We start from the raw sequence: 13,452 nt of genomic DNA, 5'->3' as shown, positions 1-13,452 counted from the left end.
ATCAATCCGAGCGGAGGACTAACTTCCGTGTAAAGGTGTTGTCCCCGCACTCCTCTCCCGCGTATCACACGATCGGTCGAAGCCGTCACGTGGTTTTGCTCTTGGTGAAAGACGGGAGGTACCGGAACTCTGCCTCCACCCACCTCACTGCCAGAAGTCACTGGCCTTCGATTCCCCCCGGGTCATCAGCCGGTCCAGGAAGTCGGGGTCGCGGTTGAGTTTCGAGTGAACGTCTAATTCCATGTCCAGTTCGATCTCGCGTAGTTTGATCGGTTTGTACCGCTCGTGGGTGATTATCTTCTCTGCGATGAGGTCGTTTATCGAGTCGATCATGTGTTTCTCCTGTTCGAGCGAGAGGTTTCCCGACAGTTCGTTGCGCCGGTCTGTGATCTGATCCAGTGACCGCGGCGTCTCCTCCGTCGTCCGTGGGTTGATCCGGACGATCCAGATCTCGTCGGGCTTTTGCTCGGCCGGGACCTCACTGGTGAAATGCCGGATCGGCGGGTTCTGCGAGAACAGGCCGTCCCAGTGTCCCGCCCCGTCTATCTCGACGGCGCGAAAGAGCGTCGGAATGGCCGCAGACGCCATCAGGGCAGACACCCCTTCGTCGCCGTCGGTGAATATCTCGAACGACCCGGATTCGACGTTGACGGCACCGACATACAGATGCGGTGGCGCCGTCCGGGCAGTCCCGTCGAAACGAACGTGGCGCTCGATGAGCTCTCGAAACTGCCGTTCCGCCGATTCGGAGAGGGGTAATCGGTAGGGACTCAGGCCGAACGTCCCGATTTCGCTCGTGAGCCGACTGCTCCACAGCGTCGCATTATTTGTGAGCTGCTCCCAGGGAGCCCTCGCAGCGACGTCGTTCCAGAAACCGTCCAGGCGCTCAATCGCCCCCTCCGTATCGTCCCGCCGCAAGCCGTCCCAGGCGAGTGCCGCACACATCGCCCCGCCGGACGTGCCGCTCAACGCGGTGATCTCGTACTCGCTGGGACCGTTCCGGAGTATCTCTTTCAGCACACCTGCGGTAAAGGCCGTGTGGCTGCCGCCGCCCTGACACGCGATCGCGACGGCCGTCTCGTTCCCTTCTGGCATAACTGGTAGGTCGAGCGGCGACCGGAAAATGTTTCCTACCCTACTTATCTGTCCCCGGTTGTCGCCATGACCGTGCCGGGCGTATCCACGAGGCTGTCATCGGTTGCCCGTTGCGAGGGCCTCCCATCCGGATCGCTCTGTTGAAACCCCTTGCCAACGGATATAAACGAGGCGCTGAGCGCAGAGCGCCGGTTCAACAGAGTGCAGTGTGTTCACTATCCATATCTGAATGACTCCCGTCTCCAGCGTGGCTGTGTCTCTTCGGCTACAACCCGTTATGACATGCTGGTTTCTTTGAGACGTCTACTCCTCTTCAGTCGGGGGAGCCCGGAGTACTTATGAATTGAGAGAAGTCCTGCCCTTCGCAATTAAAACATTCCTGCGGCCCGGTTGTTGACCCCGTTGCCACCACGTTACCACAGTGTCGACACACGTGGAGATGGTTTCTATCGGCCATGTTCTATACCTGCCTACCAAACCAACATAAATTGTTAGTATTTTAACTCTAAGACGAGTTCCGAATAACTGAGTGAAACGTAACAACTGAGAAGTGCGTGTGCTGAATCCGTGCCCAACAGGACTTATCGACAGTATCACCGGCAGCGGATTTCAACACGGCCAAGTGGCCCGAAGAGGCACTGCTGCATACCATAGAGGACACACCACAAGGAGCACGCACGCATTTACAATCTTGACAGATCGGAGTGGCTGTACCTTCGGATGATTCTGCTTTCGGTTGTACCACTGCCTGAACTAGCACTCCGCAATGGCTCCAACAAAACGGGTCGAAATGCGGTGGGCCACTGGCCGCCAGCGTTTATATACGTGGCACACACACCACCTGACGCCACAGTTGAGCCGACATGATCTATAGCCCCTATACCCAACTGCCGACGCTGGCCGAACTGCGGGCGGTGGCACTCACCATCCGTCGACGGACGCGTTCCCGCCACGGCGCCTGGTCGGACCCCGGGCGCGAACGTGCTCCGGACGAGCGACTGCTCGGGATGATGGGCGACCCCTTTGATTCGGTCAGTGACGTCTCAGAGCGGTTGGGCGCAGTGGAGACGTATCTCCGCGACCGAGGCGACCGTCGGTCGGTCTTCCTGACGGTGTACACCGAGATGACCGCGAACGTACACGACGGTATTGAATCCGGCGCGTTCGACGACCCGGAGTGGGTCCGTGACTACCTCGTCGCCTTCGCTGACAGGTACCGAACCGCGCTGGTCGCCTCCGAACGCGGAAATCCGGCCGAGGTTCCCGTGGCGTGGCAACTCGCGTTCGACGCGTCCACGAGCGGCGACACGATACTCATTCAGGATGCACTGCTCGGGGTTAGTGCGCATATCAACTACGACCTGACGTACGCGCTCCGTGACGTCGAAATCGACCCAGAGCGACCGTCCAAGCTCCGGGATCACAACCGAATCAACGGAATCCTCCAGCAACTAGTCGACGTGGTCCAGCGCGCGTTAGCCGACGTGTACGACGCGAGTGGCTACACGCGCGTAGACGAACTGCTCGGCTCGTTGGACGAGGAGTTCACGCTCATTGGACTGAAAGAGGCCCGGTCTCTGGCCTGGCGAAACGCCGTACTGTTGACCGATACGGAGTCGAGGTTGATCCGCCGGTTTGTCCACTGGCGCGTCGAAGCGGTTTCGACTGGCGCGGGTCACTTCATCCTCGCCCCGAGCACGGATCAGTCCGTGATACGCGCACTTCGCAACATCGAACGCGAACGTGTCCCGATGGACCCACTACGAGAGGCGTTTCACCGACGCCTTCGGGAACGGGTGATCGAAATAGATTAATGACGGATGCTGCCGTAGGTACGGCATGCCGGAGGTCACAGACACACCGCCGCCAGACGTACAGGCCGATCTGAAAACGCTCCAGGACGCACTCGACGAGCGTGTTCCGCCCCGGATGTACGACCGGAACCTGTTGCTCGCGACGTGGAACCTGCGTGCCTTTGGCGGACTCACCGAGAAGTGGGTCTCCGATGAGGACGACAGTCCCAAGCGTGATTTACAGTCGATCCGGACGATTGCCGAGATACTTCGTCGCTTCGACGTGATCGCGGTCCAGGAAATCCGTGGCAATCTCAAGGCACTCAGACACACGCTCAAGGTTCTCGGCTCCGATTGGGGGTTGATTCTGACCGACGTGGCGCGGGGTGCTGCCGGGAACAACGAACGACTCGGGTTTCTGTTCGACCAGCGAAAAGTCCAGATCAGCGGGCTTGCAGCGGAACTGGTGGTCCCCCAGGAGGAACTCGAAGAGGTCGGTCCGGAGGCGTTGCAACGGCAGTTCGCTCGGACGCCGTACGCGGTGAGCTTTCGATGCGGCGAGACCACGTTCATTCTCGTCACGCTGCACGTCCTCTACGGGAAGTCGGCCTCCGACCGAATACCTGAGTTGCGGGCGATCTCTCGGTGGCTCGACAGGTGGGCACGCGACATCAATTCCTGGGACCACAATCTGATTGCGCTCGGTGATTTCAACATCGACCGGAAAGGCGACGAACGGTACGATGCGTTCACCGCGACGGGACTGACCGTTCCAGACGACCTCCACGAGGTCCCACGAACGATATTCAGCGATTCCGAAACCCCGAGCAAACAGAAATTCTACGATCAGATCGCGTGGTTCACCGAATCCGAAGGCCGTCCCGCACTGTCGTTGTCGCACAAACAGAGCGGCTACGTCCCTTTCGAAGACGTGGCGCTCCCCCGTCGTGGTCTGAGCGATAGATCGCTCTCGTGGCACGTGTCCGACCACTACCCTCTCTGGTCGGAGTTCGAACTCCGCTGACTGAGCTTCCCTAAGAGCGGCTCCCTGCCCACGCTTTCGGGATGGAGAGCGGGCGTGAATCCAACCGGTCAACGACAGTCGACCTGGAAACTAGCCTATCCCCCGAACCCGTGAGGATTCCACGCTCCGTCAGCTGGCATCACCACGCTGGTAGCCAACCGGGAAGGCAGGTAGCAACCGGCTCTTCAGGGTTGGTAATCCAGGTTCAACACTGGTCGACGACTGTTACGCACCCGTCTGTAAGCGCTTCAGTTCGACACTCCGTCGCCGTATCGGAGCAGCCGTCCGTCTGTTCGTCCGCAACTGACCGTTCGTGGAGTTCGACCAGTGGCTCTAGTTCCCGAAGACGTCTTGCGATCTGCTCGCCCCGGTCGCTGAGTGAGTAGGTCGTGGTCGGTGGTGATGTCTCCGTAACGGAGCGCTTGACGAGGCCATGACACCTGAGTTCTTTGAGCCGTTGGGAAAGCATTGGCGCAGTCAGACCGCCGAGTTCGTCTCGGATCGCATTGAACCCGTACGACCCCTCGGAGAGGAGACGGAGGATGTGCAGAGTCCACTTCGGTCCGAGGATGTCCTGCAATCCGTGCCATTTCGCCTGCCACTCCTCGTTTTCGCTCATTACCGCACCATCAGGGCTGTACCGTAATATACGTTGGTTCTACCCCGTAGCGTGCCCCGGGCGGTTTCAGTACGCTAACCCCGTTCGTGTCTTATTACTGACCAATATATGTGCCGCCGAGACGTATTGTGGACTGCGATGAAAGACACTACAGACAGCAACACCGTCTCGATTGTGCAGCCGTCAGCCCGGGAGTATACACGGCGGACGGTCACCGTCGATTTCCTCTATCTGGACAACGAGTCGTGCGAGCGATGTATCGGGACCGAAGATGCCCTCGAAACGGCACTCGAACACGTCGAACCAATCCTCGACGCACTGGATGTCGCCATTACTGTCAGAGATATCCATATCTCGACGTTAGAGGCTGCTGAAGCGACGCAACTCCCCGTCTCGCCGACGATTCGCATCGATGGACGGGACATCCAGCCAGACTATCTGCAAAACACCTGCGAATCGTGTGGGGACCTCTGTGCGTGTGAGGGTGATGTCGATTGTCGTCTCTGGCGCTACCGTGGTCAGGAGTACACGACGGCACCTGTTGGGCTACTCGTCGAAGCTCTGGTGCAGGCCGTCACGCCGAACCAGACGCAGTATGACGACTCGCATGAGACACGGGCCGACCGGATCTCGCCGACCGTTCAAAGCTTCTTCACCACCACCGAAGACGACACACCGGAGCGGGGCTGTGACTGCTAGCCAGTAACCCACGAGAGTCGTATCTACCGCCCGAAGACCGAGTGTGCAATGCGGGCCGGCCCGACCCGAGAAACCCGTCACTCCTCGTGGCTGGCTTTCAGGTGGGCTTCAGAGTCACGGGCATTCGCGACCTGTGCCGGGCTCCGTTCCACGCTGTAAACGAGGCAGCCGGTGACGAGTTCGCTGAACCGCTGCCACCAGCGGCGTGACCGGGATGGGATGAGACTGCTCTGAAGCGCCAGGAGCGCCGTGCCGGTGAATCCAGCAACGTCCGTGAAGTCGAGCCGTCAGGTCTGTTCGTCCCCGAACACGTCATCGCGTGATTTCCCCGGACGGCCCGAGTCGTCGACCGTGACGAAGTCGAGTCCCCCCTCGGGAAGTGGCTTCGAGGCGAGACGGTCGGTCCCGTACCGCCAGACGAGAATCACCACGACCGCCCAGACGACGACCAGAAGGCCGACCTGCGAGGTGAATCCGTCGCCGACCACGCCTGTAGCCGTCGTGACGGACACGGCGTTCGAGAGCGTGTGGAAGACGACCGGGACCAGCACGCGGCCACCGGCCGCGTTGTAGAGCCACGTCGCGATGACGCTGATGCCGACGACGGCCGGCACGTACAGCCAGAACGGCGTTCCGGCCTGTGAACTCCCGGGCAGCAGGAACAGGGGGACGTGCCAGAGTGCCCAGATCACGCCGATGACGATGCTGGCCCGGAACGCGCCGACGGATCGTTGGAGGACCGGGAGCGCCATCCCGCGCCAGCCGGGTTCCTCGAGGCCGCCACGAATGAACGTTGCAAGAACGACGGCTGGAACCGCGGCGGCTGGCAGGACGCTCGCACGGTCGAACCCGCCACCGGCGAGCAGGAACACCCCCAGTGCGAGCACGTAGAGGGCGACAGGAACCACCACGGCGGCTGCCCAGACCCCCAGCGGGGCGCCGATGTCGACGAGGGCCCCGAGCCACGGCCGGAGGTCACCGCCGGCCGCGGCGACGAGCACCGCCGCGAGGAACGGCCCGAACCCACCGATCAGGACGAGTGTCGTCACGACTGGCGGCCGACCGGTACGCAGCAGCCACGCGACCGTCAGCCACGGGACCCACGTCAGAACGAAGGTGAGGGCGACGAACGTCGAGAAGCGATGCCGGCGGACAAAAGAGTGGAGCGGAGACACGGTGAGATCACGGGCGAACGTTCGTCTGCCGTGAAAATAAACCGACGACTTCCATCGCGGGGGTGAGTACCCTCTCGACGATAGGTCTGACACGCGTCTCCGGGCGACCCCAGAGTGCAGTCCCGAACCGATTCAACAGGTGGGGCGCTATCCTGTGGAGGGTCTGGCGGCCGCTGAGCAATCTTCGAGCCGCTGTGACACTTCGGTAATGTCGGGGGCGACCATCGGGTCTCGAGGGAGCATTCTGAGGAACGTTCATGTGGACCCGGTAACACTATCTCAGTATGGGCCCCAATATCCGCAGACGACTCAGTGAGCACCCCGTGGCGGCGTTCTTCGGCCTCACGTTCGCCCTCTCGTGGACTGCGTGGTCGCCGCTGGTCTTTGCAGAGTGGTGGGCGACCTGGTCACCCCTGCTCCTGACAGGAGATATCCAGACCATGCTTTTCATCATGATCGGGGGGTTCGGCCCCCTCGTCGCCGCAGCCATCGTCACGTGGGGCATCGGTGACAGCGTTCGCGAGTGGGCAGGCCAGCTTCTCCGGTGGAACGTGTCTCTCCGCTACTGGGCGTTTGCGTTGCTCTTCCCCGCCGTCGCTATCGTCACCGCAAGTGCCATCCATATCCTCATCTTCGACGGACAGTTGGCTCCCGAACCGGTGAGTACGTTGCTGCTCTATCCGGTCCTGTTCGTCCAGGTGTTCCTAGTCGGCGGTGGCAACGAGGAGCTGGGGTGGCGTGGGTTCGCTCTCCCGCGACTGCAGCGATCGTATTCGGCGCTTGTCGCGAGCCTCCTCATCGGCGTGGGCTGGTTTGCCTGGCACCTGCCCCTGTTCGTAGTCGCGGGGTCCTCCCAGGCCGGCGTCCCCGTCTACTACTACGGATTAGCGGTCGTCGCTCTCGCGGTGGTGTTCACGTGGCTCTACAACGAGACCGGCGGGAGCGTGCTGTTGACGATGGTGCTCCACGCGTCGGTGAACACCGGCGGTATCCTCTATCTTGCTGGTGGCGGCGCTGCGCTCCAGACTGAACTACCGAACGCGCTCTACGCCGTCGTCTTCCTCCTCGCCGCGCTGGCTATCGTCACAGCCTACGGCCCCGAGCGCCTGGCCGACGTGGAGGTCCCGACAAGTCCGTCCGGAAGCCAGCGGTAACGGCGTTCCCTGACCGGCACAGTCACGCGTGTTCACCTGTCGAAATCGTCCTCCGTCCAGTGACGGTCCCCTCGAGGTGAGCTCCTCACGACGACGGTTCGGGACGTGATTCTTCAGTCCCGACCCGCGTTAGTATTCCCGGCCAGGCCAGGAGGATGGCGAGAACGATGAGCAGAAGGCACCAGCACGACCCCACCCGCATCCACGAGGACGACGGGGTCGTTGACGAGTGCGTGGAGGCCGATAGTGAGGACCAGGTTTCCGGTTGGGGCATAGATGAGAGCGAACAACACACCGAGTACGAACGGCGCTCATCCGGTCAGCACTACGCGGCCGATCTACGCGTCGGACGGAAGCGGCGGGTGTGGCACTTCGTCGGCGGTCGTCATCGTCTTCGCTCCCCAGGTGGCGACGATTGCCCCGGCGAGAACGAACCAGAGCCCGTAATAGAATGGGTCAGGAACCACGATGGTCTCGGCGGTGAAGTTCACCCACCCGTGGAGGACGATGATGCCGAGGATGCTGCGCTCCGTGTTGTTGTAGACCCACGAGATGACGACCGAGAGCGCGACGGTCCCGGTCATGAACAGCCAGAAGCCTGTGGTCGCAAATCCGACCACGTCGTGTTGATGCGTTCCCCCGATGAAGAAAAGCGGGAGGTGCCAGAGCGCCCAGACGACCCCCAGAATCACGCTCGCGCTCAACGCCGACCACTTCAGTTGTAACCTGTCGAGGGCGTAGCCTCGCCACCCCAGCTCCTCGAGAATCGGGGGCAGGGTCGCGAAGAACATCGCCGGGAGGATGGCGAGGGGGTTCACGGCGAATCCGGTGACGCCTTCACCCAACGTCGGCCCGGGTCCGCCGAGGAGTAGATCCGCGACACCAGCGAGAACGGCGATACCCAGGGGAACCAGCAGGAGCACCACCAGCCATCGGGGTCTAATTCGCCGGAAATCGATGACGCGGCTCCAGAAGTCACTTCGGCCGCGGTCGTCGTAGACGAGGTAGACGAACACGATGCCGGTCACGCCGGGGACGGCAAGGCCGACGAGGAGGAGTACGAGTCCCGCGACACTATTGAAACTCACGCCCAGAACGATGGCCGGCAGCCAGAAGAGCCACGTTCCTCCTCCCGCGACGGCGAGATACACCCACCAACGTCCGATACGGTCGGGGGTGTCCTCGACACTGTCCTTCGGATGTCTGTGTGAGCTCGACTCAGTCATGTCAGTGTGTAGGTGTGATGGTGTGGTAAATTTACAGGGTGGGTCTCACCGGACAGGACAAACGAACCAGTAGACGCCACATCGTTTCTCGACACTCGACCGGTGGGCCGGTTCGTAGCCCACTGATTCCTACCCGACATGCGCAATGAACCGACATTGGCAATGTGTCCAGTGGCCCGTGTATGGCAGGTATCCGATCAACTCTCTCGCCAGTCGCGACCACGGTTCGAGTGGTCCACTCTGTCGGCCGCTACGTATCGGTCGTGGCCGGCGCAGACGGCAGTGGCGAGCGGTCCCGATGAGACCAACCGAGTCGACGAAGAGGGCGCACAGAACCGCTGGTTTGTCCTCTCGCTCGTGACGATTGCCGCTGGGTTGGTGGTCAATTCACTCCCCGGGCCGCTTGCGATGGGCGACGTCACATATCCGTTCTCGAGAACGCTCCTGAACCAGCTATCGGCCTGGCGGCCGTCTCACTTCTCGTCGTTGCACCGTGGAGTCGCGGCGGGTCGGTCCATCATAGGCCCTCTGAAGCGCGTGTCAGGCCGCCGATTGAGAATCAGGACGCCGCTCAGAGTCTTCCCGTACAGGTTGAGTCCGCCCGAACACAATGCCCATCAGGAGGAACGCGACTGGAGCGATGACTGCATATCCGATGATGCCGATGTTCCGGACCTGCATATCCGAAAACGGCACACCGATCATACCCGCGAGACTCAGAACCCCACTGACGAGGAGGAGGATCCACACCCATCGCTCCAGTCTACTCCCGCCTCTGAACACGGGTACAGCAAAGAGAATCGAGAGGGCGAAGAACCAGTCCCACGCGAGGATATCAAGCGCGTAGACTATCGACGGCCACTCGAACGAGACGACCAACGGTACCCACGATAGTCCAGTCGCTTCCAGTCGAGGACCCACAGTGAGCCCGACGAAGTGGACGCTGGTCGTAATCGTCGCTAACACGATCATGAAGACGAGCGCAATCTGGCTATACACCGTGACTGCAGGGCGTGCATACGCGTGAACCGTGACCATGGTGACGACGTACAATGCCGCTAACGGAATGATGAGCAGCCTCATGATCGTGATGTATGGATCTCCAATCGGGTCCTGAGGCGACTCGAGCGAGAGAAAGCCGAGAGCGGTAACGAGTGCGTATACCACTCCGAGGACAAATACGCTCCAGGCGGCGGCTCTCCCGATTGTGCGATGCTGGGGTGTGAAATCCGTGTGGCTACCCAGGCTACTGGTCATCAATCTACCATGGCCGCTTCGTATCATAACGGTTTCCCGACGACACAGTCGCGTCTGTCTTGGAAGGGAGATGGTCGGGACCACAGACTCCGGAGAGACGAGCCCATTGACCCTCCGTGATTGATATCTTTTAGATGAAAGCCACCGAGGAGCAGCCAGGCGGCCATCTCGTGTCCTCGACTGTGTACTGGTGCGATTATTGCCCTCCTCGTCGTCTTGTTTGCCGGCATCGTCTGGCGCCAGAGTGAGACTGCCCGCCGGGTGGAGGTCGAGGCGAAAAACGCCGGATTGCGACTATTCTGTTCGATGATACAGCAAGCGGTCACGAACGACGACACACAAAGCTTTGCAGTACCAGGTCGAACGAGAACGTATGCCCACCCTGTCGGCTGGTTTCCGCGAATTTCCACGCGAGCGCCCGCTTCTGGCGCTCGCGAGTACTATTTTGCTCGTCGAGATCGTCGGCGCTTCCGGGACCCTCTTTACGGCTCAAGGGCTCGGCGAGTGGTACACGACCCTTCAGCGGCCGGCGCTTGCGCCACCGAACTGGGTGTTTGGACCGGTCTGGACCACCCTGTTCGCACTGATCGGAGTCGCGCTGTGGCTCGTCTGGCGACAACTCGATCAGTCGCCTCGGGCGGTCTGGATCGGATTCGGCGTGTTCTTCGTCCATTTCGTCTTCAATGTGGGCTGGTCAGCGGTTTTCTTCGGGCTGCAGGAGATTGGCTGGGGACTTGCCGTGATCGGTGTTCTCTGGCTTCTCATCGTTGCAACGATGTGGGCCTTCGATCGCGTTGATCGACGGGCAGCACTGCTGCTCGTGCCGTATCTCCTGTGGGTCTCGTTTGCCGCCTATCTCAACTACCAGTTCTGGATATTAAATTAGCTCGCGACTCCCCAGCCTGGGGCGTGATACTCGCGCTATATTCGGCCGACTTCGAAAACCTAGCACCGGCTGAATTTCAACAGGGGCACTGAAATCAATGTCTGGGAGGGACCCAGCATTGTGCACGGACCGGTCGGTTGATAGTGCGAGAGGTGGTGGAGGAGGCGGGCACCGACGACGCCGGGTCCCCTGGTCGTCGAGACAGCAGAAGTCTACTCCGTCGTGGTCGTCGTGGCTAGCGCGTCCGGAAGTTGAGTTCGGGGAGGGAATCCACAGTCGTCGGGCTCCCTCGTCGGGCGGTGGGATACTGCGTACACGGCTATGTTCCTCCCGGGATAGTGATGGGCTCGAACCGCTGGAGGCCGAAGTACGTGTTCAGGACGGCGCCGAACCCGACGACTGCGACGGTGAGCTGTGCGATTCCGCCGAGATAGGGAACGAGCCCGACGAACTCGAGGACAAGCAGGAACGCGGCTATTCCTGCGAGCGTCGCGACACCGTCGCGCTCGATCGGGAGGCGTGTCCCGATGAGGTATCCGAATACAGCCTGGCCATAGAGGATGACCAGGAACTCGGCGAACAGTCCGACGATGGCGAGCGGGAGCAGGATGAGTGTGAACGCCATATAGACGAAGAGCACGAGGAGGGTCGCTGCGCCGAGGCTGCCGACGACGGCGCTGACGAGCGCGTGCTCGGTGATGGCCGCGCCGACGTTCTCGATGACGAGCGGGTGCCGGTCGACGAGCCACCACCCGAACGCGCCGAGAACGAGGAACTGCAGGAGGAAGCTCCCGACCCGCTGTGCGGGCGAACTCGATGGGGTGGGCGCCTCGAATTGCGAGACACGCCCGACCGACGCGTCGGCGCTGACCGCGGCGGAGCCTGAATACGTCTGGAGGGTTCCGGTAACGGTCGCGCCCTCACGTACCGAGAGGTTCCCGTTGAGAAGCGTCACGTCGCCGTCGACCGTTCCATCGATGGCTGCGGTCCCACCGATGACAAAGACGTCGCCGTCGACGGTCGCGTCCCCGGGGACGGTCGTGGTCCCGCCGGCGACGACGTGGACGTCCGCGAGGGAATCGACGGTATTGTCGCCCTGGAACGTCACGGACAGCTCCTGGACGTCGCCGCCGCCGATTGAGATCATGAGGAGGACGACGATGAGGAGCGGGATAGCTTCCGTGGGGCTCATGGACTCGCACCTCCGTTCTCGCGAGCGAGTTCGATCATCCGTCTGGCATACAGGCCGACCGCGAGCCCGAACAGGAGCAGAAGGGAGAGTGCCTGCACCACGTTCAGATGCGAAAGGAGCGTGAGATCGGCCGCCTGGAAGTATAGCGCGAGCGCAGTACTGGAGAACGTGGCGAGCCATCCGGCGACGCCGATTCCGACCGCGGAGTGGGTGCCGACCGTCTCAGGCGTCGAGAGGTCGGGCCAGAGCGCGAAGTTCAGCGTCGTGTAGAAGCTCACAGCGATCGCATAGAGAGCGGGATTTAGCGGAGAGGTCCCCTCACTCGCCATCGCAGGGAACACCTCGGCGAATCGCAGGTCGGACGTGTACATAACGTGCGTGAGAGCGAACAGCGCGAACGTCCAGAGGAAGACGCGAGAGAGCGAGTAGTTCGCGTAGATGACGCCGGCCATCACGGCGCCGACGACGTGTGCAACGGCGATGAACAGACGTGTCGAAAGGTCGGGCGACTGCCAGGAACTCAACAGGAGTGACGGCGTGTCGATGATTCGGAGAAACCCGAGGCTATCGATGAAGAACACGCCGAACATCAAGACCACCGGGACTGCGAAGGCGAGACTGCGCGTCCGAATCAGGTCATCATGACAGAACCGTCCCCTGCCGTACGTCTCGTGGTAGGCCCCGAGCGCGTCGAGGATCGTATCGAGCCGACCGAAGCCGGCGAACGAGAGGACGGCCAGCACGACGATTCCCGGGGCCATCGCGGTGACCATCAACCGGCTGAAGACGTCGACCGACCAGGAGAGCGGAATCGCGTTTGCGAAGAAGTACGCGATTGCCGTAATCGCCGCGGCGACGTACCCCCGGTCCGGCACCGGAACGAGGTCGATTGCGAGCGAGAACGAGACCGGAAATCCGACCCCGAGTCCGATCGACGCGAGGACGATCCACGCGCCGAACTCGGGAACGGTACGAACCGCCGGGGCGACGAGCGTGAGCGCGAACTGGACGCAGACGACGCCGAACAGGAGTCGGAGCTTCGTCCGGAGTGCCGTGCTCCAGCCGCGGCGGTCCATCGTCACGCCGGTCACGGCCGCGACGACGAGCGTCACCAGTGCGAGTGCTGCCATCCACATCGAGACGGCAGTCTCGGACATCCCGACGAGGCGCGTCCCGAGATCGATAAGCCCCAACTGGACGAACGTGATATTGTAGTAGTACCCGGCGACCATCAGGGCGACGAAGAGTCCGTACCCGGCCACCCTCGTCCACCGGCGTTCCCGAACGTGTGTGATAAGCTCCATCTGTGCCGTCTTGACCTGTCGTGGACAC

12 protein-coding genes are annotated in these 13,452 nt (G+C 61.6%); 5 read left to right on the top strand and 7 right to left on the bottom strand.

Annotated elements, in window-relative coordinates:
• Positions 1–144: 144 nt before the first annotated feature.
• Entirely contained in the window at positions 145–1,095 is a 951-nt protein-coding gene (locus KZ498_RS14120) for a patatin-like phospholipase family protein (RefSeq protein ID WP_312619605.1), read from the bottom strand.
• 863 nt (positions 1,096–1,958) lie between these two features.
• Here KZ498_RS14120 and KZ498_RS14115 point away from each other — a divergent pair.
• On the top strand, positions 1,959–2,909 hold the full coding sequence (locus tag KZ498_RS14115; protein WP_312619603.1) for a DUF5995 family protein: 951 nt from the start codon (positions 1,959–1,961) through the stop codon (positions 2,907–2,909).
• Positions 2,910–2,934: 25 nt separating this feature from the next.
• Positions 2,935–3,912, top strand: coding sequence for an endonuclease/exonuclease/phosphatase family protein (locus tag KZ498_RS14110; RefSeq protein ID WP_312619602.1), 978 nt, complete (start codon positions 2,935–2,937; stop codon positions 3,910–3,912).
• Between the two features lie 205 nt (positions 3,913–4,117).
• On the opposite strand, the gene KZ498_RS14105 is transcribed toward KZ498_RS14110, so the two are convergent.
• Complete coding sequence (locus tag KZ498_RS14105; RefSeq protein WP_312619600.1) at positions 4,118–4,531, bottom strand: helix-turn-helix domain-containing protein; 414 nt, start codon at positions 4,529–4,531, stop codon at positions 4,118–4,120.
• Positions 4,532–4,669: 138 nt separating this feature from the next.
• Here KZ498_RS14105 and KZ498_RS14100 point away from each other — a divergent pair, with 138 nt between their 5' ends.
• Positions 4,670–5,230, top strand: a complete 561-nt coding sequence (locus KZ498_RS14100) for a DUF2703 domain-containing protein (protein WP_312619598.1) — start codon at positions 4,670–4,672, stop codon at positions 5,228–5,230.
• Positions 5,231–5,517: 287 nt separating this feature from the next.
• Here KZ498_RS14100 and KZ498_RS14095 read toward each other — a convergent pair whose 3' ends face one another.
• Complete coding sequence (locus KZ498_RS14095) at positions 5,518–6,405, bottom strand: type II CAAX endopeptidase family protein (protein WP_312619596.1); 888 nt, start codon at positions 6,403–6,405, stop codon at positions 5,518–5,520.
• 284 nt (positions 6,406–6,689) lie between these two features.
• On the opposite strand from KZ498_RS14095, the gene KZ498_RS14090 reads away from it, so the two are divergent.
• Positions 6,690–7,559, top strand: a complete 870-nt coding sequence (locus KZ498_RS14090; RefSeq protein ID WP_312619595.1) for a CPBP family intramembrane glutamic endopeptidase — start codon at positions 6,690–6,692, stop codon at positions 7,557–7,559.
• Between the two features lie 338 nt (positions 7,560–7,897).
• On the opposite strand, the gene KZ498_RS14085 is transcribed toward KZ498_RS14090, so the two are convergent.
• Together KZ498_RS14085 and KZ498_RS14080 are read right to left on the bottom strand one after the other, a co-directional pair.
• Positions 7,898–8,785: a type II CAAX endopeptidase family protein gene (locus KZ498_RS14085; protein ID WP_312619594.1), complete on the bottom strand. Its 888-nt coding sequence runs from the start codon at positions 8,783–8,785 to the stop codon at positions 7,898–7,900.
• Between the two features lie 540 nt (positions 8,786–9,325).
• Positions 9,326–10,042: a hypothetical protein gene (locus tag KZ498_RS14080; protein WP_312619592.1), complete on the bottom strand. Its 717-nt coding sequence runs from the start codon at positions 10,040–10,042 to the stop codon at positions 9,326–9,328.
• Between the two features lie 373 nt (positions 10,043–10,415).
• Here KZ498_RS14080 and KZ498_RS14075 point away from each other — a divergent pair, with 373 nt between their 5' ends.
• Positions 10,416–10,928 (top strand): TspO/MBR family protein, encoded by a 513-nt coding sequence (locus KZ498_RS14075; RefSeq protein WP_312619591.1) that lies wholly within the window; start codon positions 10,416–10,418, stop codon positions 10,926–10,928.
• 319 nt (positions 10,929–11,247) lie between these two features.
• Here the strand turns inward: KZ498_RS14075 and KZ498_RS14070 are convergent, their stop codons facing one another.
• Both KZ498_RS14070 and KZ498_RS14065 read right to left on the bottom strand, forming a co-directional pair.
• Positions 11,248–12,120 (bottom strand): polymer-forming cytoskeletal protein, encoded by an 873-nt coding sequence (locus KZ498_RS14070; protein ID WP_312619590.1) that lies wholly within the window; start codon positions 12,118–12,120, stop codon positions 11,248–11,250.
• Entirely contained in the window at positions 12,117–13,424 is a 1,308-nt protein-coding gene (locus tag KZ498_RS14065; protein WP_312619589.1) for an MFS transporter, read from the bottom strand. The genes KZ498_RS14070 and KZ498_RS14065 overlap by 4 nt, the downstream gene beginning before the upstream one ends.
• Between the last annotated feature and the right edge of the window lie 28 nt (positions 13,425–13,452).

Source organism: Haloarcula sp. 1CSR25-25, assembly GCF_032027985.1.
In the GTDB taxonomy this organism is placed as follows: Archaea; Halobacteriota; Halobacteria; order Halobacteriales; family Haloarculaceae; genus Haloarcula.
This window is presented reverse-complemented; position numbering and strand designations above follow the sequence as displayed.